Below are 25,752 nucleotides of genomic sequence, written 5' to 3'. Positions count from 1 at the left end.
CTCAACCGCCCCAAACTGCCCTCAAGCGGCAACATCGGCGCAGCCGAAGACGTTGTTCAGACGTTCCCTAACATCGGGGATCTATGGCACTTCAGATCGCCCGGGAGTGGGCTTGGCCGACGTTCAACCCCTGACACACATTGGGGTACCCTGTCACTATTCGCCACAGTGGCTAACAATCTGTAAAACGCGCTGCGGCGGCGGGTGGCCGTAAGCAGGGTATTCTGGAGGGGTTTTCGCTGCAGGGCAGTAGATTTTCCTATCCATTTTTTTGACAATTGGCAGGGCATTGAAATCGCTCAAATTATTCGCGTTAAAGGGGAGGGTGCGGGCTTTGTGTCGCGTCAGAAGCCGCGCATCTCGAAGGTTCTAGGCGCCATCTGATGATAGAGCATCAGCAAAGTTTAGGTGGCGCAAAAACTGCAATAAAAATGGTGGTTTGCGGGAGTTTTACCTTGGGTCGGCGAAGGAAAATCAGACAGGAATTTTGACCTTTTGGTATCTCTTACTGGGCTGGCGCATGGCACGCCGCGCCGGACAGGATATCCAGCCGGGCAGGGGGAGAGAATGACCGGTGTGAACCGGCGGCTTCTGCGGTAGGTTGTGCGGTGCCATCGTGGCACTCACGATGAATTTGTGGCTTTGCTGCCGCTGTGTAGGCAAGGATAGGCGGCGGCCGGACTTTGACCTTTCACTGGACAACGGCCATTGGTACGTTCTGCACAATAACAAAAACCGAGGCAGGCAAGAGCAATGAAAACGGGCTTTACTGGCACGTTTGTCATTTCTTGGTCGCAAACAGAATTGGACGGTCTGGCGTCCGCGCCGACCGATGCCCTGAGGATCGGGGCGGCCTGGTCGTGGCATGGGGACAGCCTGCGCCTGGACGGGCCGACGGAGTTGTTGCGTCTGGAAGTGGCAGAGGGTGAAACGGATCTGCGGCGCAGGGCCGCGCGGTCGGTGCGCAGGCTGGTGGGCGCTGCCCTGGACACCGGCGCAGTCCCCGAAGCAGATGATCAGGCGGATGCGGTTCCGGACAGGGGCTTTGTCGTCACCGATGGGATCCGTCAATACACCGCGACGCTGATCGATGTCGGGGCTAGCAGGCTGCCGCTGCTGATGTTTGTGGATGAGCTGCCGCCGCGGGATGCGGAGCTGTGGGTTGTGCACCTTTCACTGAATGTGGGGCAGAGGGCGCAGCCACAGAATGGCGCCGACACAGGACTGATCTGTTTTACACCCGGGACCCTGATCGACACGCCGGGCGGGACATGTCCGGTTGAACGGCTCAGCCCGGGTGATCTGGTACAGACCCGTGACAACGGTCCCCAGGCAATCCGCTGGATCGGTGCACGCCGGATGAGTGGTGCCCGCCTGTTTGTCTACCCCGCGCTGCGTCCGGTGCGTGTGCGCGCTGGGGCGCTGGCGTTGGACCGCCCCGAAGAAGACCTTCTGGTCTCCCCGGAACACCGCCTGTTGCTGCGGGGCGCGCGCGTGCAGGCGCTGTTCAACACGCCCGAAGTGCTGGTAGCGGCGCGGGACCTGATCAACGGGACCAGCGTTGCCCCGGATACCCAGCTGCGCGAAGTGACCTATATTCACCTGTTGTTCGAAGAGCATCAGGTGCTCTGGGCAAATGGCGTGGAAAGCGAAAGCTTTCATCCGGCCAATGCCTCTCTTAGTGCCTTGTCGGAAGGGGATCGGCAGCGGCTGCTGACCCTGTTGCCGGGGATTGATGAAAATCCGCTCGGCTATGGTGCCTTTGCCCGCCGCAACCTGACCGCATCTGAGGCCGCAATCCTGCGGCACGAGGCGGCCTAGGCCGTTTCGCTCCCTGAATGGCAAATACCGTTGTTCGCAGGTGTTGACACGGGCGGGGCTGCCTGTATAAGCGCGGCTTCATTGGTGTTGGTGGCCCCCGCAAGGGGATCCCTGTCATGCCGCAAGGCAAGAGGACAACGCCCTTTATAGCCGCCGTTTGCCCGGCTGCGTTCTGGCTGATCTGGTTTGCTGGCCCTGCGTCCGCAATCCGAAAAGTGGGAACCGGTTTTCGGATCAAATTGCGGAGCCATAAATAAAGGAGATCAGCCGTGACCAAACGCACGTCTGCCAAGTACAAAATCGACCGCCGCATGGGCGAAAACATCTGGGGCCGTCCGAAGTCCCCGGTCAACCGTCGTGAATATGGCCCCGGTCAGCACGGTCAGCGCCGCAAGGGCAAACTGTCCGATTTCGGCATCCAGCTGCGCGCCAAGCAGAAGCTGAAAGGCTACTACGGCGACCTGACCGAAAAGCAATTCCGCCGCATCTACGGTGAAGCCGAGCGTGTCAAAGGCGACACCGGTGAAAACCTGATCGGTCTGCTGGAGCGCCGCCTGGACGCCGTCGTATACCGCGCCAAGTTCGTGCCGACCGTCTTTGCTGCCCGTCAGTTCGTCAACCACGGCCACGTTCTGGTCAACGGCCAGCGCGTCAACATTCCCTCCTACCGTGTGAAAGAGGGTGACGTGATCGAGGTCCGCGACAAGTCCAAGCAACTGGCTGTCCTGCTGGAAGCCACTCAGCTGGCCGAGCGCGACGTTCCGGATTACATCGAAGCCGACCACTCCAAAATGAAAGCCACCTTCGTGCGCACCCCCTCCTTGGGCGATGTGCCGTACCCGGTGATGATGGAGCCGAACCTGGTCGTCGAATTCTACGCCAAAAACTAAGTCGGATCCCTTTCGGGATTTGCGCAGGGGCTGCCTTCGGGCGGCCCCTTTTCCATTTTGGCAGTCGTTGCGACCCGCCGCTACCAATTTCACGCGGCGAAATGGTGCTGAGCGGCCGATTCTCATTTGTCTATTTGGCGTATCCAGTTGTAGGCTTGGGGCCGAGCATTGGGAATGCGCAGCCCATCAGACTGAGGTGACCAAGATGAGAACAGTATTCGGCACGTTTCTGGCCGCAGCTTCAATGACACTGGCAACGGCCCTGGCAGCTGCGCCTGTCAAGCTGCAACCAGCAGATCCGCAGCCGGGTAGCGTCCGCTCCGGTCTTGCTGTGCGTTATGCCTATCCGCAGGACGTACGCACCCTGTCCGAGGCTTCGGCGGCGTTGAAACAGGGATCCGAAGCCGGGCGCCCGCTGAAAGGCCTTGATCATCGGGACACCAACGAAGGCGACATCACCCTAACGTCGAAACAAGCCCAGCACGTGGTAGCCCGGATCACGGGCTATGTCCGCTTTGACAAACCCGGCGTCTACAATATCGATTTCCTGACCAATGACGGGCTGCGGGCGAAAATCGGCGGGCAGATCGTTGGTCAGTTCGATGGGCGGCAGACCTGTGACAGCACCGTCATGACCGAAGTCGAAGTGCCGGTAGCCGGATGGTATCCGCTGGATGCCTTGTATTTTCAGCGCCTTGGCACGGCTTGCCTTCACATGCGCATGGGCGCGGAAGGCGCGCGGATGAAGTGGATGCCTGACGCCGCCTTCGGCCACTGATCACACCGGTCCCTTCCTGCCTTCCTGCGCCCTGATCGATCACCCTGGTGAGTCACAGGGGCAGGGGGCGTCCTTCGGCAATGGCCTCCATCGCGAAATATGAGGTAACGCTGTCCAGCTCTACCCCCGCGATCAGGCGCTGGTAGACCTTGTCGTAGCTGGTCATGTCTTCGGTGACCACTTTCAGTTGATAGTCGTAATCACCGCCGATGCGATGAAAATCCACCACTTCGGGGATGGTCAGAACGTGCCTGCGGAAGGTTTCCAGCCAGTCCGCAGAATGGTGGCGCGTGCGCAGCATGACAAAGACCACCAGATCCAGTCCCAGTTTCGCGCGGTCAATCCGCGCGGTTGCCCCCTGTAGCACGCCGTTGTCATTCAGCGCCTTTAGCCGCCGCCAGCAGGCATTCTGCGATAGGCCAACCTTTTCGGCGAGTTCCCGTTGTGACAGGCTGGCATTCCCCTGAAGGCAGCGCAGGATGGCGCGATCAATATGATCTAGGTTATTTGTCATTTAGCGATCATATGACACAAATTTGCGTGCCATCAATCAAAATTAGGCGGAGTATTTCCAGCTCCAGAGGGTCAAGTTTCTGTGGTGAAGAGCGGAGAAACAGATGATCCTTGCCACCATAAAACAAACCCTGAAGGATGCGGCCCGCGAAGGGCGTCTGGCAGATGAGCTGATCGGTGAGGGCGTGCAGATCCCTGGCGCCGATGGAATGGTGCCGCTGGTCTACGCCGATTATGTCGCCTCTGGCCGGGCGTTGCGGTCGGTCGAGGATTTCGTCGTCTCCGACGTTCTGCCCTTCTACGCCAATTCCCATACCGAGGCCTCTTATTGCGGTGCCCATATGACCCGCCTGCGCCGCGCTGCGCGCGCGGAAATCGCGCGGATCACCGGGGCAAAACAGGAGGATGCGGTGATCTTTGCCGGGTCAGGGGCCACCGCTGGTCTGAACCGATTGGTCAGCCTGCTGGGCGTGAATGAGGCCCGCGCGCCAGTGGTCTTTATCGGCCCTTATGAACACCACTCCAATATTCTGCCCTGGCGGGAGAGCCGCGCAACAGTCGTGGAGATCCCCGAAGCGGCGGAGGGCGGGCCTGATCTGGAGGTCCTTCAGGTGGCGTTGAGCGAATATGCCGCCTGCGATCTGAAGATCGGCAGTTTTTCGGCGGCCTCGAATGTGACCGGCATCCTGACCGATGCGGATGCGGTCAGCGCTCTGCTGCATGCCCATGGCGCGCTTGCGGTCTGGGACTACGCCGGGGGCGGGCCCTATCTGCCGATCGACATGGGCGGCAAGGGGGGCGCGCGCAAGGATGCAGTGGTCGTCTCGCCGCACAAGTTTCCCGGTGGGCCCGGTGCATCGGGCGTGCTGATCGTGAATGGCACTGCGGTGCGCCGCAAATGCCCTTCTTGGCCCGGGGGCGGCACGGTCAGCTTTGTCTCGCCTTGGGATCATGCCTACAGCGCGGATCTGGCTGCGCGTGAAGAGGCGGGGACACCGAACGTGATCGGTGATATTCGCGCCGCGCTGGCGTTTCTGGTCAAGGAAGCCGTGGGTGAAGCTGAAATCGCCCGCCGGGAGGCCCGCTTCGGCGCCATGGCGCGGGAGGGCTGGCAGGGCAATCCGCAGCTGACCCTTTTGGGCCATCCGACTGCGCCGCGCCTGCCGGTGTTTTCCTTCACCGTCCGAGGGGCTTCGGGGCGACCCGTGCATCAGCAGCTGTTCACCCGGATGCTGAGCGACTTTTATGGCATTCAAGCGCGGGGCGGCTGCGCCTGTGCAGGTCCCTATGCGCATCGGCTTCTGGATATCGATGCGCAGGATTCAAACGCGCTGTTCGCGGATCTTCAGGCCGGAAAGGAGCTGCGCAAACCCGGCTGGGTGCGGCTGAATTTTTCCTACCTGATGCCGGATGAAACCGCGCGATATATCATCGACAGCGTCAATGATCTGGCCCTTCGGGCCGAGGATCTGGCTGCGCGATACGAGGCGGACCCGGCGACCGCGCGGTTCCAGCCAAGGGCAGCCTGATCAGGCCAGGGTCGGCGACCACAGGACGACAGGCGGCGCAAAAAGCGCACTGCGTCTGTTGAGGGCATCTTGCGGCTTTTCGATTGCGTTGTGCGCGGGTATGAACGGGGCGGAACCAAGGAGTCCCTCTTATGACCCAGATCACACCGCAGCCCGGAATTATGGACATCGCCCTTTATCAGGGTGGGGCTGCCCATGTGGATGGGGTGAGCAACACGGTAAAGCTCTCCTCGAATGAGAACCCTCTCGGCCCCAGCCCGCGCGCCATCGAGGCGATGCGCGAGGCTGCTGCGACGATGCATCGCTATCCGAGCTCGGATCATGCAGAGCTGCGCGCCGCCATTGGTGAGGTGCATGGGCTGGACCCGGCGCAGATCATCTGCGGTGCGGGCAGCGACGAGATCATCGCCTTCCTGTGTCAGGCCTATGTGGGGCCGGGGGACGAGGTGCTTTATACCGAGCACGGTTTTGCCATGTATCGCATCAGCGCGCAGGCGGCAGGGGCGACCCCGGTCGAGGTGCGCGAAAGCGAACGGGTGACGGATGTGGACGCCTTGCTTGCGGGCTGCACCGAGCGGACCAAGCTGGTATTTATCGCCAACCCCAACAACCCCACCGGCACCATGATCGGCGCTGCCGATGTGGCGCGTCTGGCCGATGGCCTGCCGAAGGGCGCGCTGCTGGTGCTGGATGGCGCCTATGCCGAATATGTCGAAGGCTTCGATGCAGGCGCTTCGCTGGTGGCTGAGCGTGACAATGTCTTCATGACCCGCACCTTCTCCAAGATCTACGGGTTGGGCGGTGCGCGCATCGGCTGGGGCTATGGCCCGCAGGAAATCATCGACGTTCTGAACCGCCTGCGTGGACCGTTCAATGTCTCGACCACCGCGCTGGCCGCGGCAGAGGCTTCGGTGCGGGATACCGATTATGTCGACCACTGCCGCGCGGAGAACGCCAAATGGCGCGGTTGGCTGGCCGAGGCATTGGCCGAACTTGGGGTGCCTTCGGATACCTCCTGCACCAATTTCATCCTCGCGCGCTTTGCCAGCCAAGCCGAGGCTGAGGCCTGTGATGATTACCTCAAGGCGCAGGGGCTGATCGTTCGGCGGGTGGCGGGCTACAACCTGCCCAATGCGCTGCGCATCACCATCGGCGACGAGGCCGCCTGCCGCGCGGTTGCTGCCGCGGTCAAGGCCTTCAAAGCTGGGCAGGGCGCAGCATGAGCGCGCCAGTCTACAACCGTGTCGCGCTGATCGGGCTGGGGCTGATCGCCTCTTCGATGTTCTGGGCGATGAAGCGGGCCGGGTTGGCGGGTGAGGTCACGGGCTATGCTCGCAGCGCCGAAACCCGGGACACTGCCCGGCGCATCGGGCTGTGTGATCGCGTCTGTGACAGCGCCGCTGAGGCTGCGGAGGGCGCCGATCTGGTTGTGCTTTGTGTGCCGGTCGGCGCCATGGGCGTGGTGATGCAGGATATTGCGAGCGTGCTGAAACCCGGCGCCACGGTGTCTGATGTCGGCTCGGTGAAGGCCCATGTGATCGAGGCGGTCGCGCCGCATATCCCCGATGGCGTGCATTTCGTCCCGGCGCACCCTTTGGCGGGCACCGAGCATTCCGGGCCCGAGGCAGGCTTTGCCGAACTGTTTGATAATCGCTGGAGCCTTCTGGTTCCCGTCGAAGGCACCGACCCCGATGCCGTGCAGCGCCTGCGCGAGCTGTGGGAGGGGATGGGCGCCAATGTCGATGAGATGGATGCGGATCACCACGATCTGGTGCTGGCTGTCACCAGCCACGCGCCGCACCTTATTGCCTATACCATGGTGGGGGTTGCTGACGATTTGCGCCGCGTGACCGACAGCGAGGTGATCAAATACTCGGCTGCTGGTTTCCGGGACTTCACCCGGATCGCGGCCTCGGACCCGACCATGTGGCGCGATGTGTTCCTGACCAACAAGGACGCGACGCTGGAAATCCTGGGCCGTTTCACCGAGGAGCTTTTCGCCCTGCAAAGGGCGATCCGCACCGGCGACGGGGAGCATCTGCACCAATATTTCACCCGCACCCGCGCCATCCGCCGCGGGATCATCGAGGCCGGGCAGGATACGGATGCACCGGATTTCGGACGGGCAAAGAAGACATGATCGCCCGGGCTGCTTTTGCGCTGGGCCTTTTGTTGGCCGATGCCGCCGCTGCAACGGCGCCAGAGGACTCCTTGCGTCCGGCCGGGCGCCCGGCAGGCATTGCAGCCTTACCGGCCCCCGAACTTGAGGTCTCTACCGTGGCGGGGCCCGAGCTGATGCGACCACAAGGGCGGCCGATGGCAGAGCAAACCTTAGCCGTGGCGGCGCTGGGTGCGGCCACGTTGCCCGATGTCGGGCCGGGCAGTTCGTTGCGCCCCAGCCTGCGCCCCGATGCCATTGTTCAGCAGGTGCTGTTCAAGCGGCGCAAGCTGCGTAAAACCTCGGTCTGCGGCGATATCGATATTCAGGGAGAGCCGGTTGGCTCTGTCGTCGGCTCTCTACCGGGCTGCGGTGCGAAATCGGCGGTCCGGGTGTCCTCGGTCGCGGGTGTGCGGCTCAGCAAGAAATCGGTGATGACCTGCGATATGGCGAAATCGCTGAACCGCTGGGTCGAACGGGACGTGGAAAAGGCATTTGGCCGCCGCAACCGCGTAGTGTCGCTGCGAGTGGCTGCGCATTATTCCTGCCGCACCCGCAACAACCGTCCGGGCGCGCGCATCTCGGAGCATGGCAAGGGCAAGGCGATCGATATTTCCGGCTTCACCCTGGAAGATGGTGAGACGATCACCGTTCTGGAAGGCTGGCAGAAGCGCCGTACCCGAAGGAAGCTGCGCAAGATCTGGAAAGCGGCCTGCGGTCCGTTTGGCACGGTTCTGGGACCCGACGCGGATCGTTATCACAAGGATCACTTCCATCTGGATGTGGCGCGACACCGGGGCGGATCCTACTGCCGCTGACAGGAACCGGGCGCGTCAGCGCGCCCGATGGCTTCCTCAGTATAGCGTGATGCGGGGAGCGGTGCCGAGCGGCAGCGGACCAAGAAACATCTGCCCGTCGGAGAAGGACAGGGCGATATCGAGATCCTGTTCGCGGCCATGCATCTGAGCCAGCAGCCCCAGGATCCGTTCGGTGCCACTGCGCAGGCGGGCGGGGAGCAGGCCGGAGCGTTCTGCAAGCCGTAGCAGGCCACGCCAATTCTCTGCCCTGATATCCACCTTACCGCTCATCCGGCCAGCCTCGTCCACATCCACGCTGCCATTGGCCCGCAGGGCAAGGGTGCCCCAATGCGCCTCTGCCTGCGTCAGGGTGATCCGGCGCGGTTGCGGGCGGCGCAGTTCCAGCACGCGTCGGTCCCATGCAGTGTCAAAAAGGACATCCGCCGCGAGCGTGACATCGGTCAGGCTGGGTGGCAGCTCTTCGGCTGAGATCAGCATCCGTTGCAATCTGCCGCGGGGGGTCAGCGTCTCTGCCCGGGCCGAAATGCGATAGCTCTCCGTGTCCCCCGTTCGGGTCATGTCCAGGCTAAAGGCAGGGGCGGATAGCAGGACCTTACCCGCCCGCGATATCTTCCACTCTGCCGCCTGCAGTGACATCCGTTCCAGTGACATGGCTGATCCGGGCGCGAGCTGCAAGTCCGCCTGCAAGTCCGCAGCCTGCAGGACTGCTGTCTTATCATAGTGCGACAGGCGCTGCGGGGCGGGGGGAAACTGCAGCGTCACCTCCTGCGGCTTCAGGGGAAGGCTGTAGAGGCTGATCCAGTCCGCGCTCCAGGCGGCGCCGGTTCCGGGGTCGGCCAGCGTTGGATGCAGGATGCGCGTCCGGTGCGCTGTCGGGAAACCGGAACTTTCCAGCGCAGCGTATTCCGCCAGCCAACCCTGCCGTTCCTGTTCGCCGAACCATTGGGCAATACCGCTGCGCAGGCCCCAGGCGCTGGCGGCCCAATACAGGCTCCACACCAGCCCGGCAGCCACCAGAAGTTTCACAACGCGCATGCCAAAGACCCTCTTTTGCCCGGAGCAGATTTGCTGTTTACAGACAGGGATCAGAAAGGACCAGTTGTCATGACCATGTGGGTGTTCGGATACGGATCACTGTTGTGGAACCCGGGATTTCCCGTCGCGCGCCGCGAGATCGCGACGCTGCAGGGCTATGCGCGCTCCTTCTGCATGAGTTCGGTTCACCATCGCGGCACTGAAGAGAAACCGGGTCTGGTTCTGGCACTGGATGAGGTCGCCGGGGCTCATTGCACGGGCCTTGCTCTGGCGGTGGAAAACGGCGCTGAAACCGAGACGCTGGATTATCTGCGCGAGCGTGAGCTGATCTCCTCGGCCTATGTCGAGCGGGATCTGGAGGTGGAGCTGCACACCGGGGATCTCGTCACTGCGGTGACCTATGTGATCGACCCCCATCATGTGCAGTACTGCGGCGGGATGAGCCTTGAGGAACAAGCCCGGATCATTGCCCATGCGGTGGGCGGACGGGGCCCCAACACCGAATACCTCTATAATACCGCAAGCCATCTGGCAGAGATCGGGCTGAATGATGAAGATCTGGACTGGCTGGCGGGGCGCGTGCGGCAGATCACAGCATAAAGCCTTGGCCTTGCACTCTCTTTCCCTGTAGGCTTCAGGCGCGACAAGAGCACTGAAAGAGGCAGGAGCCCCTTAATATGGCGCAGCCAGACGGTAAGATCAGGCCCCAGTTTTCCCAACCGGTCCGACAGGTCATTCTGATGCTGATTGCATTGGGGCTTGCCGGGTTTGGCGCCTTTGTTGCGCTGCCACGTGTGCTGCCGGTGTTTCAGGCCAACCCCTGGCTCAACGGGTTTATTCTTTTCGTCTTCGTGATCGGGGTGCTGGCCTGTTTCTGGCAGGTCGTGCAGCTGATCGGCTCGGTGCGCTGGATCGAAAGCTTTGCCGGCGGCGGCAGCCGCGGCGAAGACCGACCGCCGTCGATGCTGGCGCCGCTGGCCTCGCTCCTGCGGTCGCGGGGGGCGCGGATGCAGCTTGGCTCTTCCTCGACCCGCTCGATCCTGGATTCCGTGGCAACGCGGATCGATGAAGACCGGGAGATTACCCGCTATATCGTCAACCTTCTGATTTTTCTTGGTCTTTTGGGTACGTTCTATGGTCTGGCGACTACGGTTCCGGCGGTTGTAGATACCATTCGCAGCCTTGCCCCGCAGGAGGGCGAAGAAAGCCTGACCATCTTTAACCGGCTGATGACCGGGCTTGAGGCGCAGCTGGGCGGCATGGGTGTTGCTTTTGCCTCTTCCCTTCTGGGGCTTGCCGGGTCGCTCATCGTCGGCCTTTTGGAGCTTTTTGCCGGGCACGGCCAGAACCGGTTCTATCGCGAGCTGGAAGAGTGGCTGTCCTCCTTTACCCGTGTCAGCTTTTCTTCGGGCGAGGATGGGGCCGGGGACAGCGGGATCGTCTCCGAGGTGCTGGATACAATGGCCGAGCAGATGGATGCCCTGCAGGGCATGTTCGCCGAAACCGCACAGGGCCGCGTCGCGGTCGAGGAAAAACTCTCGCAGCTGGTCGATAGTATCAACGACATGAACCAGCGTCAGGAACAGAATGAAACGCTGAGCGCGGCCTTGGAGCGGGTGGCTGTCGGGCAGGAAACCCTGACCGAAATCATGCGCGCCCATGGCGACGTGGGCCTTGATGCCGAAAGCCGCATGCGGCTGCGCTCGATCGACGTGCAGATGCTGCGCATCCTTGAGGAAATTTCGGCCGGTCGACAGGAAAGCCTGGCCGAATTGCGCAAGGATATCGACCTGATGGTCAAGGCCTTTGCACCGCCACGGGGCGGCCAGCGCGCAGCCAAGGCCGCCTCTCAGGACGAGGGTTGACCCATGGCCCTGTCCCGGCGCACTGGGCAACGGTTCCAGGCCTCGATCTGGCCGGGCTTCGTCGATGCGATGACCGGGCTTTTGCTGGTGCTGATGTTCGTGCTGACCATTTTCATGGTGGTGCAATCGGTTCTGCGCGAGACCATCACCGGACAGGAAAGCGAGCTGGACGAACTCTCGTCCGAAGTACAGGCGCTGGCCAATGCGCTGGGGCTTGAGGAACGTTCGAACAATCTTCTGACCGCCCGGCTTGGCGCGCTCACCGCGACGCTGAGCACGACGCAGGACGAACTTCAGCAGGCCGAGGGACAGATTGCCGAGCAGAAATCGCTGATTGCGTCGCTCACCTCTGAGCGGGACGCGCGGGTTGCCGATCTGGAGGCCGCGCGTAGCCGCATTACCGCCTTCGAGGCGCAGGTAGCCGCCCTGATCGCCGATCAGGAGGCCGCAACGGCGGAAATCGCGGATCTGAGCGCGGAGCGGGAACAGCTGGAGGCGGACAGGGCTGAGCTGTTGAGCGAACAGGAAGCCTTGAACCTGGCGCTGGCGCAGGCTCGTGATGAAATCGATGCCGGTGTCGAAGCGGCGAGGCTGGCTGCGGCCCGGCGCGAGGCGCTGGAGGCGATGATCGCTGATTTGCAGGCGGAAGGCACGGCGCAAGAGGCTCAGCTGGCCGATCTGAAAGACCAGCTGAGCGAAGAAGAAACTGCCCGTCTGGCCGAAGCTGCGGCGGCTGAGGCCCTGCGCAAGAAACTGGAAGACGCTGACGCCGAACTGACCGCCATGACCCTGTCGCTGGAGGCGCAACGCCAGCGGGCCGAGGATACGCTAACCCTTCTGGCCGCCGCCGAGGCTGCCAAGGCGCAGCTGGACAGCCAGCTGGAAGAGGCGCTTGCCACGCTGGAAGCCGCCCGCGCGCAATCGCGGGAACGGGACGAATTGGCCGAGCGGCTGACCCGGGTTCTGGCGCAGATGGAGGTCAGCCAGTCCGAGGCCGAGGCGCGGGTCAGTGCCCTTGAGGCGGAACTCGACCGGGTCCGGGCCGATGCGGATGCCACCCGCGCCAGTCTGACTGCAGATCTGCAGGCCGCCCGGCAAGATGCCGCCCGCACCCGTGACGAGTTGGAAGCGGAACTTGCGCGGCAGCAAGCGGCCTCGGTCGAGACGCAATCACAGTATGAAGACCAGCTTGCCCAGCTTCAGGCAAACCACGCCAAGGCCCGGGTGGATCTGGAAGCGGCGCTGAGCGCGGCCGAAGACAAGGCCGACGCAGAGCGGCGTGCCTTGGAACAACAGCTGGCCGAGGTCCGGGCGGATGCTGCCAGCCTGCAGGCCGGGCTTGAGGCACAGTTGCAGCAGGCCCGCGCTGATCTTGCCGCTGCCCGCAGCGCTGCCAGTTCCACTGCAGAGGACCGGGCTGCGGTGGAGCAACGTCTGCTGACTGCACTGGAAGCACTGGAAAACGCCCGCGCGGCGGCCAGCGATACGGATGTGCTGCAACAGCGCTTGCTTGCTGCGCTCAATGCCCAGAAGGAGGCGGAGAACAGCGCCGAGGGGCAGCGCAACCTTGCAGAGGAACGCGCCGCGCTGCTGGCGCAGGCCCGCGCAGCACTTGCCGATCAGAAACAGCTATCGACCAAGGCGCAGCGCGAGGCGGCACTGCTGAACCAGCAGATCGCAGCCCTGCGTGAACAGCTGGGTAGCCTGCAGGCCATTCTGGACGATTATCAGGCGCGCGATGCAGCGCAGCAGGTGCAATTACAGAACCTTGGTCAGGATCTGAACGCCGCGCTGGCCCGCGCCGCCTCGGAAGAGCGCAAGCGCCGGATACTGGAAGAGCAGGAGCGCAAGCGGCTGGAGGCTGAGGCGGCAGCTCTGGCCGACAAGGCGCAGGATCTGGAGCGCTACCGGTCGGAGTTCTTCGGGCGGCTGCGGGATGTTCTGGGCAGCCAGGACGGTGTGCGGATCGAGGGTGACCGTTTCGTCTTTGCCTCCGAAGTGCTGTTCGCTCCGGCAAGCGCCGAGCTGTCGGAGGCGGGCAAGGCTGAAATCGCCAAGGTTGCCCGTATCCTGCAAAGCGTGGCCGCTGCGATCCCGCCAGAGATCAACTGGATCATCCGGGTCGATGGCCACACTGACAACACGACCCTGCTGGGGCATCCGAAGTTCAAGGATAACTGGGAGCTTAGCCAGGGGCGGGCGCTGTCGGTGGTGCGCTACATGATTGATGCACTTGGCATTCCGCCGGGGCGGCTGGCGGCGAATGGATTTGGCGAATATCAGCCCGTCAACACTGCCGACACGCCAGAGGCCCGCGCCCAGAACCGGCGGATCGAGTTGAAGTTCACCGAACGCTAGGGCGGGGCGAAAGGGCGCGGATCAGTCGATCCGGATCGGCTGGATGATCCGGTCCACTTCTGCCCCGTCGCGCATCAACCGGGCAATCCCGGTATAAAGCCCGGCAGGCCAGGCTGCCCGGCGCAGACGTTTGCCCGCAGCGCGGAAGAATTGCGCCTGATCCTTTTTCAGAGTGGCCTTCTGATCGATCATTTTGCCGCCCGGCCCGTCAATGGTGAGGGTAAGGGTGTCGCCCTCCCGTCCACCAAAGGCATAGGCCCAGAACACCATCGCAGGCGCATCCTTTGCCAGCATCTCTCCCTTCGCCGCAGTGGTACCGGATTTGATCGCGTCATAGGCTGGAACACCGGTGCTGAACCCGGCACCGAGGAAGCCACCAGCCTCATAAGCAACTGGCTGCGCCCACAGGGAGGCGCCGGATGCGGTGCCGCAGGCGGCGCTGCTATCTGGCTGGAAGGGGTCTACAACCGCGCCATCCTTGCGCAGCGACAGATGCAGGTGCGGGAATTGCGTCTTGCCGGAGAGGCCAACCTCGCCGAGGGCGGTTCCAGCGGGCACCCGGTCGCCCTTGGCGACGCGGAGGGAGCCACTCTTCATGTGGCAGTACTGGGTTTCCCAGCCGCCCGCGTGGCGCAGCACCAGACCGTTGCCGCATTCTCGGTCCTTGATCTCGGCAGCGTTTGCCTTGGTCGCGTATTGATCCGGCATGCCATCGCGCAACCCTGCAACGATCCCGTCTGCGGCGGCACGCACCGTGACGCCGGTCTGCATGTCCGAAAGGTAGGGCAGGGCGATATCCGTGCCCTTGTGCCCGTCATAAGTCAGGCCGTTGCAGGTGAAATCCTGCGCCCCGGGGCCGGGATCCCGGTCGACGTATTGCTGAATGTGGCAGCTGTCGCCCAGCACGCAGTCGATGGGCCAGTCCAATGCGAAATCGCCCGCCGCAACGGGTGCGGCGAGCGATGAAAACAGCGCGAAAAGCGTGCGATACATTATTCTGCGGTCAGCAGCGGCGGCTTGTTACCGGAAATCCGGGGCTTGCCTGGGCCTTCAAGGCGCAGGTCGATCTTGCCGTCCTTGATGCCAACCTTGACGAGACCGCCCTTGGTCAGCTTGCCGAACAGCAGTTCCTCGGCCAGCGGTTTCTTGATGTACTCCTGAATGACCCGGCCCAGCGGACGCGCACCCATCTTGTCGTCATAGCCCTTCTCGGCCAGCCATTCGGCAGCCTTGCGGGTCAGTTCGATCGATACGTTGCGGTCCATCAGCTGCGCCTCAAGCTGCAGTACGAATTTCTCGACAACCTGCAGAATGACCTCTTTGGGCAGCGGCGCGAAGGAGATCACCGCATCCAGACGGTTGCGGAACTCCGGGGTAAAGGTCCGCTCGATGGCGGCGGTGTCTTCGCCCTCGCGGCGGTCGCGACCAAAGCCGATGGCGGCCTTCGCCATATCCGAGGCGCCGGCGTTGGAGGTCATGATCAGAACCACGTTGCGGAAGTTCACGGTGCGGCCGTTGTGATCGGTGAGCTGACCGTTATCCATCACCTGCAACAGGATGTTGAAGACATCCGGGTGCGCCTTTTCGATCTCGTCCAGCAGCAGCACGCAATGCGGATGCTGATCGACGCCATCGGTCAGAAGACCGCCCTGATCAAAGCCGACATAGCCCGGAGGCGCGCCGATCAGGCGGGAGACCGCGTGTTTCTCCATGTATTCCGACATGTCAAAGCGCAGCAGTTCCACACCCAGCGTATCGGCCAGCTGTTTGGCGACCTCGGTCTTGCCGACACCGGTGGGGCCCGCAAAGAGGTAGTTGCCGATGGGCTTTTCCGGCTCCCGCAGGCCTGCGCGCGCCAGTTTGATGGCGCTGGACAGCGCGTCGATGGCATCGTCCTGACCGAAAACAACGCGTTTGAGCGATTTCTCCAGATCCTTGAGCACCTCTGCATCGTCCTTGGACACGCTCTTGGGCGGAATGCGGGCGATCTTGGCGACGACGGCTTCAACCTCTTTGACGCCAATGGTCTTGCGACGCTTGTCTTCGGGCACCAGATGCTGCGCGGCGCCGGCCTCATCGATCACGTCGATGGCCTTGTCCGGCAGTTTGCGGTCGTTGATGTAACGCGCCGACAGCTCCACCGCCGATTTGATCGCATCGGTGGTGAATTTGACGCTGTGATGTTCCTCGAAATAGGGTTTCAGGCCCTTCAGGATTTCGATGGCGTCTTCGACCGTGGGTTCGTTCACGTCGATCTTCTGGAACCGGCGCGACAGGGCGCGGTCTTTTTCAAAGTGCTGACGGAACTCCTTGTAGGTGGTGGAGCCCATGGTGCGCAGTTTGCCGCCCTGAAGCGCAGGCTTCAGCAGGTTAGAGGCATCCATGGCGCCGCCAGATGTGGCGCCAGCGCCGATCACCGTGTGGATCTCGTCGATGAAGAGAACCGCGTCGGGGTGTTGTTCCAGCTCGGTCACGACCGCTTTCAGGCGTTCCTCGAAATCACCACGATAACGGGTGCCGGCCAGCAGCGCGCCCATGTCGAGCGAATAGATGGTGGTCTCGGAGAGAACCTCCGGCACCTCACCCTGCACGATCTTGCGCGCCAGACCTTCGGCGATGGCGGTCTTGCCAACGCCGGGATCACCAACCAGCAGCGGGTTGTTCTTGCGGCGGCGGCACAGCACCTGAATGCAGCGCTCCACTTCATGGCTGCGGCCGATCAGCGGATCGATGTCGCCTTCGCGGGATTTCGCGTTGAGATCGACGCAATACTTGGCCAGCGCACTTTCCTTATTTTCGCCCTCGGCGGCCTGCGGCTGTGGTTCTTCTTCAGCCTCGTGAGCGCCGGAAACCGGGCGCGGTTCGCCAAATGCAGGATCCTTGGCCACACCATGGGCGATGAAGTTCACCGCGTCATAGCGGGTCATGTCCTGATCCTGAAGGAAATAGGCGGCATCGCTTTCGCGCTCGGCAAAGATCGCAACCAGCACGTTGGCGCCGGTGACTTCGGTGCGGCCCGAGCTTTGGACATGGATCGCAGCCCGCTGGATCACCCGCTGGAATGCCGCGGTGGGCACAGCTTCGGAGCCGTCAATATCGGTAACCAGGTTCGACAGATCCTCATCCACGAATTCCACCAGGGCCGTTCGCAATTCGCCGAGGTCGACGCTGCAGGCGCGCATTACGCGGGCTGCGTCGGGTTCGTCCAGCAGCGCCAGCAGCAGGTGCTCCAGCGTTGCGAATTCGTGTCGCCGCTCATTCGCCAGCGCCAGCGCTGCGTGAATGGCTTGTTCCAATGTGCTCGAGAATGAAGGCACGGGCGTGCTCCTCTGTCTTGGGTTGAGGGGGGCGGGGCGGCGTATTTACCATCCTTCCCCACTCTCAACCATGGCCTCATAGTATTAGAGTTTGGTTGATAGACCGCCGGCTTCAAGCGCTTTCTTTTATTTTTCGGTCACATTTCTTGTTGCTAAGCCGGAAATGATACACGCCAGAGGTCAGAAATTGTCCTTTCTGCGCCGGATTTCTGTAAAGACATCAACGTCTTCAGCGTTCTGCATGGCCATCGATTCCTTAACGCTGGAAAGATGGGCACGCAGGAAGGGATTTGTGTCCAATTCCAGTTGCAGCGTAGAGGGCACGGTTGGCTCGCCCGCCGCGCGGGCGGTGTCGATCTGCGCGATGCGGGTCTTGAGGGCGTCGTTGTCCGGGTCGATCGTAATGGCAAAGGCGGCATTGGCCTGGGTGTATTCATGGCCGGAATAAACCACGGTTTCGGGAGGCAGGGCGGCGAGCCGCGACAGGCTGTTCCACATCTGCTCGGGCGTGCCTTCGAAGAGGCGGCCACAGCCAAGCGCCATCAGGCTGTCAGCGGTAAAGACGGCGTTGCTGTCCGGGATGTAAAAGGCGATGTGGCCAACGGTGTGGCCGGAAACATCCAGCACCTGAACCTCGTGACCGAACAAATCGAAGCTTTCACCATCCTGTACAGCGCGATCCAGATCTGGCAGCCGGTGCGCATCTGCGGCCGCGCCAGTCACCGAGGCGCCATAGGTGCTGCACAGCTCCTTGGTTCCGTCGATATGGTCCCAGTGGTGATGGGTCAGCAGGATCTCGTCCAGTCCCCATCCGCGCTTCTTAAGGGCGGCGGTGATGGCGGCAGGATCCGGAGCGTCAACCAGTGCGGTGCGCCCCGATGCGGCGTCATGCAGCAGGAAGGCGTAGTTGTCAGAGAGGCAGGGAACGGTGACGATCTCAAGGGGCATGGTCATTCGCTTTTTCATTGTTAGACTGCCCCCAGAGTGACCCAAGCAGCAGGCGCCCGCAATGCATCTTGATGTTCAGGATCTGAGGAACTTCTACTACCGCAGTACCCTTGGCCGGGCCGCGCAGGCGGCAATCCGGGCGCGCCTGTTGCAGATGTGGCCCGATGCGACGGGGCAGACTGTTGTGGGCTTTGGCTTTGCCGCGCCGCTGCTGCGTCCCTATCTGGCGGATGCGCGGCGGGTGATGGCGATGATGCCGGGGCCGCAGGGGGTGATGCAATGGCCGGCGGGCATGCCGAATGTGTCGGTTCTGTGCGAAGAGGTCAGCTGGCCTATCGAAACCGGGCGCGTCGACCGGTTGGTGATGCTGCACGGGCTGGAGACCTCTGAACGCCCGTCGGATCTGCTGGAGGAAGCCTGGCGCGCGCTTGGCCCCGGCGGGCGGGCGATTTTCATTGTTCCAAACAGGGCAGGGTTCTGGGCGCGGTCGGACAAGACGCCCTTTGGATATGGGCGCCCCTATACGCTGACACAGCTGGAAAACCAGCTGCGGCTGCACCAGTTCACCATCGAGCAGCATACGGCGGCGCTTTACCGACTGCCGAGTTCCCGGCGGTTCTGGCTGAAATCCGGCGCGCTGCTGGAAAAGATGGGGCGGCGCCTGCCGGCGGTGCTGGCAGGAGGAGTGATCCTGGTCGAGGTCAGCAAGCAGACCCATCAGCAAAAGGGGCTGATGACCCGCGTCAAACGCAGCAACCCGATCCGGGTGCTGGAAGGGCTGTCGAACCCGGTTGCAGAACCAGCCTGACCCGCGCCATGCCCCCGTGCCGATGGCCGCAGCCATGCACAGGGCGCAATGCTAACGGTGATTCCCGCAGGTGCCCTGCCGGGGGCGTGGCGTGCTCATTCTGCGGCAAAACTGCACGAAGGGGGAACAAATGCCGTTTTTTGACCCTCAGGAATCGCAATTCGATGAAGAACTTGTTCATTTTTTGTAGCCTGTTGCGGGGGCAAAGGGCCGCAGTTCCGCTAAGGCATTGAAAACACTTAACTCGGTCATTTTGCCGTTACCGTTATAGGCAGTTGATAGGTTGGGAACGCTCTGCTACATCCACGCTGATTTCGATGGCCTGCCACGCTGGTGGGCTGACTCACACCCCCGGGTGCTGCCTGACGCAGGTATGCAGACCGGGGCCAAAATAATATCGGAAGGGTGGACGTGTCCGAACCAGCTTCGATTTCTGCAGGCATCGCCGCGCGCTATGCCACAGCGGTCTTTGAGATCGCTGACGAGAACAAGGCGCTCGACAGCCTTGAGACCAGCATCAATGACCTGGCAGCTGCCCTGGCTGACAGCGAAGACCTTCAAAACCTGATCAGCTCGCCTCTGGTGACGCGCGAAGAGCAGGCCGCCGCAATCGATGCGGTCAGCACCAAGATGGGGTTGGACCCCACCTTGCGCAACACCCTGTCGCTGATGGCTGCGAAACGCCGCCTGTTCGTGGTGCCAGCTCTGATCGACTCCCTGCGCGCCAGCCTGGCTGAAGCACGTGGCGAAGTGACCGCAGAGGTCACCTCGGCCAAGGCGCTGACCAAGACCCAAAGCGAAAAGCTGGCCAAGACTCTGGCCGAGCGCGTGGGCAAGAAGGTTACCATCAATGCAACCGTCGATGAGAGCATCATTGGCGGTCTTGTCGTTAAAGTGGGTTCGAAGATGATCGATAGCTCGATCCGCTCCAAGCTCAACTCCCTACAGAATGCAATGAAAGAGGTCGGATAAATGGGTATCCAAGCAGCAGAGATTTCTGCGATCCTGAAAGACCAAATCAAGAATTTTGGTCAAGAAGCAGAGGTGGCCGAAATCGGCCGCGTGCTGAGCGTCGGTGACGGTATCGCCCGTGTGTACGGCCTCGACAACGTCCAGGCCGGCGAAATGGTCGAGTTCCCGGGCGGCATCATGGGCATGGCGCTGAACCTCGAAGCCGACAACGTCGGTATCGTGATCTTCGGCTCGGACCGCGACATTAAAGAAGGTGACACCGTCAAGCGCACCAACTCGATCGTGGACGTTCCCGTTGGCCCCGAACTGCTGGGCCGCGTTGTTGACGGTCTGGGCAACCCGCTGGACGGCAAGGGCCCCATCAACGCCAAAGAGCGCGGCATTGCCGACTCCAAGGCACCGGGCATCATCCCGCGTAAATCGGTTCACGAGCCGATGGCAACCGGCCTGAAATCGGTTGACGCGATGATCCCGATCGGCCGTGGCCAGCGTGAGCTGATCATTGGTGACCGTCAGACCGGTAAGACCGCCGTTGCTCTTGACGCGGTTCTGAACCAGAAAGTCTACAACGACGCCGCAGGCGACGACGAGTCCAAGAAACTGTACTGCGTCTACGTTGCTGTCGGTCAGAAGCGTTCCACCGTTGCCCAGCTGGTTAAGAAGCTGGAAGAAAGCGGCGCGATGGAATACTCGATCGTGGTTGCCGCAACCGCGTCCGACCCGGCTCCTCTGCAGTTCCTGGCACCCTATGCCGCAACCGCGATGGCCGAATACTTCCGCGACAACGGTAAGCACGGCCTGATCATCTATGATGACCTGTCCAAGCAAGCGGTTGCTTATCGTCAGATGTCCCTGCTGCTGCGTCGTCCGCCGGGACGTGAAGCTTACCCGGGTGACGTTTTCTACCTGCACTCCCGTCTGCTGGAACGTTCCGCGAAGCTGAACGAAGACTTCGGCTCCGGTTCGCTGACCGCTCTGCCCGTCATCGAAACCCAGGGCGGCGACGTGTCCGCGTTTATTCCGACCAACGTGATCTCGATCACCGACGGTCAGATCTTCCTGGAAACCGAACTGTTCTACCAGGGCATCCGTCCTGCTGTGAACACCGGTCTGTCGGTTTCGCGTGTGGGCTCCTCGGCTCAGACCGACGCGATGTCTTCGGTTGCCGGTCCGGTTAAGCTGTCGCTGGCTCAGTACCGCGAAATGGCGGCCTTTGCGCAGTTCGGTTCCGACCTCGACGCTGCAACCCAGCAGCTGCTGGCCCGTGGTGCGCGCCTGACCGAGCTGATGAAGCAGCCGCAGTACTCGCCGCTGACCAACTCGGAAATCGTCTGCATCATCTTTGCTGGCACCAACGGTTACCTCGACAACGTCGACGTCAAGGACGTTGGCCGGTACGAAGCCGAACTGCTGAGCTTCCTGCGCGGCAAGAAGGCTGACTTCCTGCAGTGGATCACCGACGAAGACCCCAAATTCAAAAAGGGTGAGCCGGTCGAAAAAATGAAGGCGGTACTCGACGAATTCGCTGCCGACTTCGCGTAAGGAGATAAGGCAGTGCCAAATCTCAAGGACCTGAAAAACAGGATCGCGAGTGTCAAAAGCACTCGTAAGATCACAAAAGCCATGCAAATGGTGGCTGCGGCGAAACTTCGCCGCGCCCAGGAAGCTGCCGAAGACAGCCGTCCCTATGCCAAGCGGTTCAACGCCGTTATGGCATCTCTGGCAGCCTCGGTCGGCGACAGCGAAGCAGCGCCCAAGCTGCTTCGTGGCACCGGAAGCGATCAGGTACAGCTGCTTGTCGTTTTGACAGCCGAGCGTGGACTGTGTGGTGGCTTCAACGCCAACATCGCCAAGCTGGCCCGTCAAAAGGCAGCTGAGCTGAAAGCGGCAGGCAAGACGGTCAAGATCCTGACCGTTGGCAAAAAAGGCCGCGACGCGCTGCGTCGTGACTTTGAAGCCGATTTTGTCGGTCACGTTGACCTGAGCGAAGTCAAGCGTCTTGGCTATGCCGATGCGCAGGGCATCGCAAAGGACATCCTGACCCGCTTTGACGCTGGTGAATTCGACGTCGCGACGATCTTCTACTCGGAGTTCGTCAACGTCGTGACACAGGTGCCGACGGCACAGCAGATCATTCCGGCCTCTTACGAGGGCGGCGAAGCCGAAGAAGCCTCGGCGGTATATGACTACGAACCCAGCGAAGAGGCGATTCTCGCCGACTTGCTGCCCCGTGGCGTATCCACCCAGATCTTTTCGGCGCTGCTGGAAAATGGCGCATCCGAACAGGGTGCCCGGATGAGCGCGATGGACAATGCGACACGCAACGCGGGCGATATGATCGACCAGCTGACCATCGAGTTTAACCGTTCCCGCCAGGCCGTGATCACCAACGAGCTGATTGAAATTATTTCGGGCGCCGAGGCGCTCTAAGAGACAACCGGAGACCAACAAATGGCAAATGCAAAAGGCAAGGTGGTTCAGATCATCGGCGCCGTTGTCGACGTCCAGTTCGACGATGACCTGCCCGCGATCCTGAACGCCCTCAACACCGACAACAACGGTAAGAATCTGGTTCTGGAAGTTGCGCAGCACCTGGGCGAAAACACCGTCCGTACAATCGCAATGGACGCAACCGAAGGTCTGGTTCGCGGTCAGGAAGTCACCGACACCGGCGCGCCGATCTCGATCCCCGTTGGTAACGCGACCCTGGGCCGTATTCTGAACGTCGTCGGCGAGCCCGTTGACGAAAAGGGCCCGGTGACAGCCGAAGAAACCCGTCCGATCCACGCGGCGGCGCCTGAGTTCAACGAACAGTCGACCGAGTCGGAAATCCTGGTGACAGGCATCAAGGTCATCGACCTTCTGGCGCCTTACTCCAAGGGTGGTAAGATCGGCCTCTTCGGCGGTGCCGGCGTGGGCAAGACCGTTCTCATCATGGAACTGATCAACAACATCGCAAAAGTGCACTCGGGCTTCTCCGTGTTCGCCGGTGTTGGTGAGCGGACCCGTGAAGGTAACGACCTTTACCACGAGATGATCGAATCCAACGTGATTAAGCCCGACAACCTGTCGGAATCGCAGGTTGCGCTGGTTTACGGTCAGATGAACGAACCTCCGGGAGCCCGTGCGCGTGTTGCTCTGACCGGTCTGACCCTGGCGGAACAGTTCCGTGACCAGTCCGGTACCGACGTTCTGTTCTTCGTGGACAACATCTTCCGCTTTACCCAAGCCGGTTCCGAGGTTTCGGCTCTGCTTGGCCGTATCCCCTCCGCTGTGGGCTACCAGCCGACGCTGGCGACCGACATGGGTGCGATGCAGGAGCGTATTACCTCCACCAAGAACGGCTCGATCACCTCGATCCAGGCTGTGTACGTTCCCGCGGACGACCTTACCGACCCCGCACCGGCAACCACCTTTGCTCACCTCGATGCGACCACGGTTCTTAACCGTGCCATCTCCGAGCTGGGCATCTACCCGGCTGTGGACCCGCTCGACTCCTCGTCGCGCCTGATGGACCCGCAGATCGTTGGCGAAGAGCACTACGCAGTGGCTTCCGACGTTCAGCAGATCCTCCAGCGCTACAAGTCGCTGCAGGACATTATCGCGATCCTTGGTATGGACGAACTGTCCGAGGAAGATAAGCTGACCGTGGCCCGTGCCCGTAAGATCCAGCGCTTCCTGTCCCAGCCGTTCGACGTTGCGAAAGTGTTCACCGGTTCTGATGGTGTGCAGGTTCCGCTGGAAGACACCATTGCCTCGTTCAAGGCAGTTGTGGCCGGCGAATACGACCACCTGCCCGAAGGCGCCTTCTACATGGTTGGCGGCATCGAAGAGGTGAAGGCAAAAGCCGAGAAAATGGCTGCTGAGGCGGCCTAAGGAGGGCCCTGATGGCTGATACCATGCAATTCGACCTCGTGAGCCCGGAGCGGAGCCTTGCTTCGCTTCAGGTGAGCGCGGTTCAGATCCCCGGCGCGGAAGGCGACATGACGGCTATGCCGATGCATGCGCCGACCATCACTACGCTGCGCCCGGGTGTCCTGCGGGTCGAAAGCCCCCAAGGCACTTCGGAGTATGTGGTCACCGGTGGGTTTGCCGAAATCGGTTCCGAGGCGCTCTCGGTTCTGGCCGAAAAGGCAATCCCGATGGATGAAATGACCCGTGCGCACCTGGATGAGCTGATCGAGGACGCACGTGAGACCTACAAGACCGCTAAGGAAGAAGAGCAGCCCCACGACATCGTCGAGGAAGCCGCGAAACTTCTGGCGGACATGGAGGCCCTTGGCACCCACATGAGCCTCTAAGGTTCCGCGCCAAGCGAGAAAGACTTTGTAAACCGGCCCTTATGGGGCCGGTTTTCTTTTGTGCGCTCAGATGGTTTTATGACGCTTCAGGGTTGTGGGTGCGTCAGGCTGCCCGCGAGCGGAGGATTGGAAATTCATGAAAAGACTGCGAAACCCGCGCACCGGGATTGATCAGGGCGATCTTGTGGTGTTTTCCGAGTTCGACAGCGGCGGCAGCATGTGGACAGGGGAGGGCGCCCGGGAGCGGCGCAAGACCGTGCGGTTTTCCGAAGCCTTTGCCCGCCCGCCCGCGGTGCAAGTGTCGATGTCGATGTGGGACATGGATACCTCGGCTGCCGTGCGGGCCGAACTGGTAGCCGAGAATATAACCGCCACCGGGTTTGATGTGGTGTTTCGCACCTGGGCCGACAGCCGCGTGGCGCGGGTACGGGCAGCTTGGATGGCCATTGGCGATATGCCGTTCGAGGATGACTGGGTGGTAGACTGACCGGCCTCTGAGCGCAGCTCTGCGGAGCACATCCCGGTAATCAAACGGCCCCGGCGAAGATCTCGCGCGGGGCCGGTGTTGTTTCGGACTTCCGGTCGCTGCACCCAGCGGGGCGCGCAGGCTGTCAGACGTGGCTGTAAAGCGACTCGTAGATCGGGATCAGGGTCTTGTCCTCGAACAGGGAGGAGACCGAGGTGCCGTGCCAGATGTTGAGGATCGCCTGCGTGAACAGGGGCGCTGTCGGCAGGATACGGATGTTAGGCGCGGCCGAAACCGCTTCGGTCGGCTGGATGGTGTCTGTCAGAACCAGAGATTTCATCACCGAGTTGGTGACGCGTTCCACTGCCGGGCCGCTCATCACGCCGTGGGTGATATAGGCATGTACCTCGCGCGCACCATTGTCGAGCAGCACCTGCGCCGCCTTGCACAGCGTTCCGGCGGTGTCGCACATGTCGTCGACGATCAGGCAGATCTTGTCTGTCACATCCCCGATTACGGTCATCTCGGCCACTTCACCGGGCTTTTCACGGCGTTTGTCGACGATCGACAGGGGGGCGTTGATGCGTTTCGCAAGCTCGCGGGCGCGGGCCACACCGCCTACGTCGGGCGAAACGACCATCAGATCGGCCATGTTGTCCTTGAACTGGTGCTTCACATCCAGCGCAAAGATCGGCGAGGCGTAGAGGTTGTCCACGGGAATATCGAAGAAGCCCTGGATCTGCGCCGCGTGCAGGTCCATGGTCAGGATCCGCTCGATCCCGGCGCCGGTCAGCATGTTGGCCACCAGTTTGGCCGAGATCGGCGTGCGGGCCTTGGTGCGGCGGTCCTGCCGGGCATAGCCGAAGTAGGGGATCACAGCGGTGGTGCGGCGGGCCGAAGAGCGGCGCAGCGCATCCGAGATGATCAGCAGCTCCATCAGGTTGTCATTGGCCGGGTTCGAGGTCGGCTGAATTATGAACATATCCTCGCCACGGACGTTCTCGTAGACTTCTACGAAGATCTCTCCGTCGTTGAACCGCTCGACACGGGCATCCACCAGCCCCTGATCGACGCCGCGGTGCATGCTCATGCGGCGGGCAATGGAATTGGCGAGCGGGAGGTTGGCGTTCCCAGCGATAAGCTTGGGTTCGTTCATGGTCGGCATTGGCTGATAT

At 61.9% G+C, this 25,752-nt stretch carries 23 protein-coding genes; 17 read left to right on the top strand and 6 right to left on the bottom strand.

Annotated features, from left to right (window positions below):
• Nucleotides 1-753 precede the first annotated feature (753 nt).
• The 3 genes from C6W91_RS12590 (at nt 754) to C6W91_RS12580 (ending at nt 3,489) form a co-directional block, all read left to right on the top strand.
• Nucleotides 754-1,821, top strand: a complete 1,068-nt coding sequence (locus C6W91_RS12590; RefSeq protein ID WP_370570903.1) for a Hint domain-containing protein — start codon at nt 754-756, stop codon at nt 1,819-1,821.
• Between the two features lie 269 nt (nt 1,822-2,090).
• Entirely contained in the window at nt 2,091-2,711 is a 621-nt protein-coding gene (rpsD, locus tag C6W91_RS12585) for a 30S ribosomal protein S4 (protein ID WP_065272856.1), read from the top strand.
• Between the two features lie 205 nt (nt 2,712-2,916).
• Nucleotides 2,917-3,489 (top strand): PA14 domain-containing protein, encoded by a 573-nt coding sequence (locus C6W91_RS12580; protein ID WP_065272857.1) that lies wholly within the window; start codon nt 2,917-2,919, stop codon nt 3,487-3,489.
• A 52-nt stretch (nt 3,490-3,541) separates the two neighbouring features.
• Here the strand turns inward: C6W91_RS12580 and C6W91_RS12575 are convergent, their stop codons facing one another.
• A complete protein-coding gene (locus tag C6W91_RS12575) occupies nt 3,542-4,003 on the bottom strand; it encodes an Lrp/AsnC family transcriptional regulator (RefSeq protein WP_370570902.1) in 462 nt (153 codons plus the stop codon).
• A 103-nt stretch (nt 4,004-4,106) separates the two neighbouring features.
• On the opposite strand from C6W91_RS12575, the gene C6W91_RS12570 reads away from it, so the two are divergent.
• From C6W91_RS12570 to C6W91_RS12555, 4 genes are all read left to right on the top strand, one after another.
• Nucleotides 4,107-5,531 (top strand): aminotransferase class V-fold PLP-dependent enzyme, encoded by a 1,425-nt coding sequence (locus C6W91_RS12570; RefSeq protein ID WP_370570901.1) that lies wholly within the window; start codon nt 4,107-4,109, stop codon nt 5,529-5,531.
• 131 nt (nt 5,532-5,662) lie between these two features.
• Complete coding sequence (gene hisC, locus C6W91_RS12565) at nt 5,663-6,754, top strand: histidinol-phosphate transaminase (protein WP_370570900.1); 1,092 nt, start codon at nt 5,663-5,665, stop codon at nt 6,752-6,754.
• Nucleotides 6,751-7,671 carry a prephenate/arogenate dehydrogenase family protein gene (locus tag C6W91_RS12560; protein ID WP_274832886.1) on the top strand — a complete coding sequence of 307 codons (921 nt, stop codon included), beginning with the start codon at nt 6,751-6,753 and terminating at the stop codon, nt 7,669-7,671. Before hisC ends, C6W91_RS12560 begins: the two co-directional genes overlap by 4 nt.
• Nucleotides 7,668-8,507 (top strand): extensin family protein, encoded by an 840-nt coding sequence (locus C6W91_RS12555; RefSeq protein ID WP_370570899.1) that lies wholly within the window; start codon nt 7,668-7,670, stop codon nt 8,505-8,507. Before C6W91_RS12560 ends, C6W91_RS12555 begins: the two co-directional genes overlap by 4 nt.
• 36 nt (nt 8,508-8,543) lie before the next feature.
• Here C6W91_RS12555 and C6W91_RS12550 read toward each other — a convergent pair whose 3' ends face one another.
• On the bottom strand, nt 8,544-9,542 hold the full coding sequence (locus C6W91_RS12550; protein WP_370570898.1) for a DUF2125 domain-containing protein: 999 nt from the start codon (nt 9,540-9,542) through the stop codon (nt 8,544-8,546).
• 69 nt (nt 9,543-9,611) lie between these two features.
• Here C6W91_RS12550 and C6W91_RS12545 point away from each other — a divergent pair, with 69 nt between their 5' ends.
• The 3 genes from C6W91_RS12545 (at nt 9,612) to C6W91_RS12535 (ending at nt 13,765) form a co-directional block, all read left to right on the top strand.
• Nucleotides 9,612-10,142 carry a gamma-glutamylcyclotransferase gene (locus C6W91_RS12545; protein WP_274832889.1) on the top strand — a complete coding sequence of 177 codons (531 nt, stop codon included), beginning with the start codon at nt 9,612-9,614 and terminating at the stop codon, nt 10,140-10,142.
• A gap of 77 nt (nt 10,143-10,219) precedes the next feature.
• Complete coding sequence (locus tag C6W91_RS12540; RefSeq protein ID WP_065272865.1) at nt 10,220-11,407, top strand: biopolymer transporter ExbB; 1,188 nt, start codon at nt 10,220-10,222, stop codon at nt 11,405-11,407.
• A 3-nt stretch (nt 11,408-11,410) separates the two neighbouring features.
• Nucleotides 11,411-13,765, top strand: a complete 2,355-nt coding sequence (locus tag C6W91_RS12535; protein ID WP_370570896.1) for a peptidoglycan -binding protein — start codon at nt 11,411-11,413, stop codon at nt 13,763-13,765.
• 21 nt (nt 13,766-13,786) lie between these two features.
• Here the strand turns inward: C6W91_RS12535 and C6W91_RS12530 are convergent, their stop codons facing one another.
• The 3 genes from C6W91_RS12530 to gloB form a co-directional block, all read right to left on the bottom strand.
• Complete coding sequence (locus C6W91_RS12530; RefSeq protein ID WP_370570894.1) at nt 13,787-14,758, bottom strand: M23 family metallopeptidase; 972 nt, start codon at nt 14,756-14,758, stop codon at nt 13,787-13,789.
• A complete protein-coding gene (clpA, locus tag C6W91_RS12525) occupies nt 14,758-17,082 on the bottom strand; it encodes an ATP-dependent Clp protease ATP-binding subunit ClpA (protein ID WP_065272868.1) in 2,325 nt (774 codons plus the stop codon). The genes C6W91_RS12530 and clpA overlap by 1 nt, the downstream gene beginning before the upstream one ends.
• Nucleotides 17,083-17,262: 180 nt before the next feature.
• Complete coding sequence (gene gloB / locus C6W91_RS12520) at nt 17,263-18,036, bottom strand: hydroxyacylglutathione hydrolase (RefSeq protein WP_274835078.1); 774 nt, start codon at nt 18,034-18,036, stop codon at nt 17,263-17,265.
• Nucleotides 18,037-18,091: 55 nt separating this feature from the next.
• Here gloB and C6W91_RS12515 point away from each other — a divergent pair, with 55 nt between their 5' ends.
• The 7 genes from C6W91_RS12515 to C6W91_RS12485 all read left to right on the top strand — a co-directional run bounded on the left by C6W91_RS12515 (nt 18,092) and on the right by C6W91_RS12485 (nt 24,598).
• Complete coding sequence (locus C6W91_RS12515; protein ID WP_065272870.1) at nt 18,092-18,838, top strand: methyltransferase domain-containing protein; 747 nt, start codon at nt 18,092-18,094, stop codon at nt 18,836-18,838.
• A gap of 411 nt (nt 18,839-19,249) precedes the next feature.
• Nucleotides 19,250-19,810 carry a F0F1 ATP synthase subunit delta gene (locus tag C6W91_RS12510; protein WP_065273759.1) on the top strand — a complete coding sequence of 187 codons (561 nt, stop codon included), beginning with the start codon at nt 19,250-19,252 and terminating at the stop codon, nt 19,808-19,810.
• Entirely contained in the window at nt 19,811-21,352 is a 1,542-nt protein-coding gene (gene atpA / locus C6W91_RS12505) for a F0F1 ATP synthase subunit alpha (RefSeq protein WP_065272871.1), read from the top strand.
• 12 nt (nt 21,353-21,364) lie between these two features.
• On the top strand, nt 21,365-22,240 hold the full coding sequence (locus C6W91_RS12500) for a F0F1 ATP synthase subunit gamma (RefSeq protein ID WP_065272872.1): 876 nt from the start codon (nt 21,365-21,367) through the stop codon (nt 22,238-22,240).
• A gap of 21 nt (nt 22,241-22,261) precedes the next feature.
• The gene (atpD, locus tag C6W91_RS12495; RefSeq protein WP_065272873.1) at nt 22,262-23,686 is read left to right on the top strand and encodes a F0F1 ATP synthase subunit beta; all 1,425 of its coding nucleotides are present in this window, start codon (nt 22,262-22,264) and stop codon (nt 23,684-23,686) included.
• A gap of 11 nt (nt 23,687-23,697) precedes the next feature.
• Nucleotides 23,698-24,111: a F0F1 ATP synthase subunit epsilon gene (locus tag C6W91_RS12490; RefSeq protein WP_065272874.1), complete on the top strand. Its 414-nt coding sequence runs from the start codon at nt 23,698-23,700 to the stop codon at nt 24,109-24,111.
• A 136-nt stretch (nt 24,112-24,247) separates the two neighbouring features.
• The gene (locus C6W91_RS12485) at nt 24,248-24,598 is read left to right on the top strand and encodes an H-type lectin domain-containing protein (protein ID WP_065272875.1); all 351 of its coding nucleotides are present in this window, start codon (nt 24,248-24,250) and stop codon (nt 24,596-24,598) included.
• A 124-nt stretch (nt 24,599-24,722) separates the two neighbouring features.
• On the opposite strand, the gene C6W91_RS12480 is transcribed toward C6W91_RS12485, so the two are convergent.
• Nucleotides 24,723-25,742, bottom strand: coding sequence for a ribose-phosphate pyrophosphokinase (locus C6W91_RS12480; protein ID WP_065272876.1), 1,020 nt, complete (start codon nt 25,740-25,742; stop codon nt 24,723-24,725).
• Nucleotides 25,743-25,752 lie beyond the last annotated feature (10 nt).

Origin of the sequence: Phaeobacter sp. SYSU ZJ3003, assembly GCF_041300735.1 — a bacterium.
GTDB classification, from domain to species: Bacteria; Pseudomonadota; Alphaproteobacteria; order Rhodobacterales; family Rhodobacteraceae; genus Phycobacter; species Phycobacter gallaeciensis_A.
This window is presented reverse-complemented; position numbering and strand designations above follow the sequence as displayed.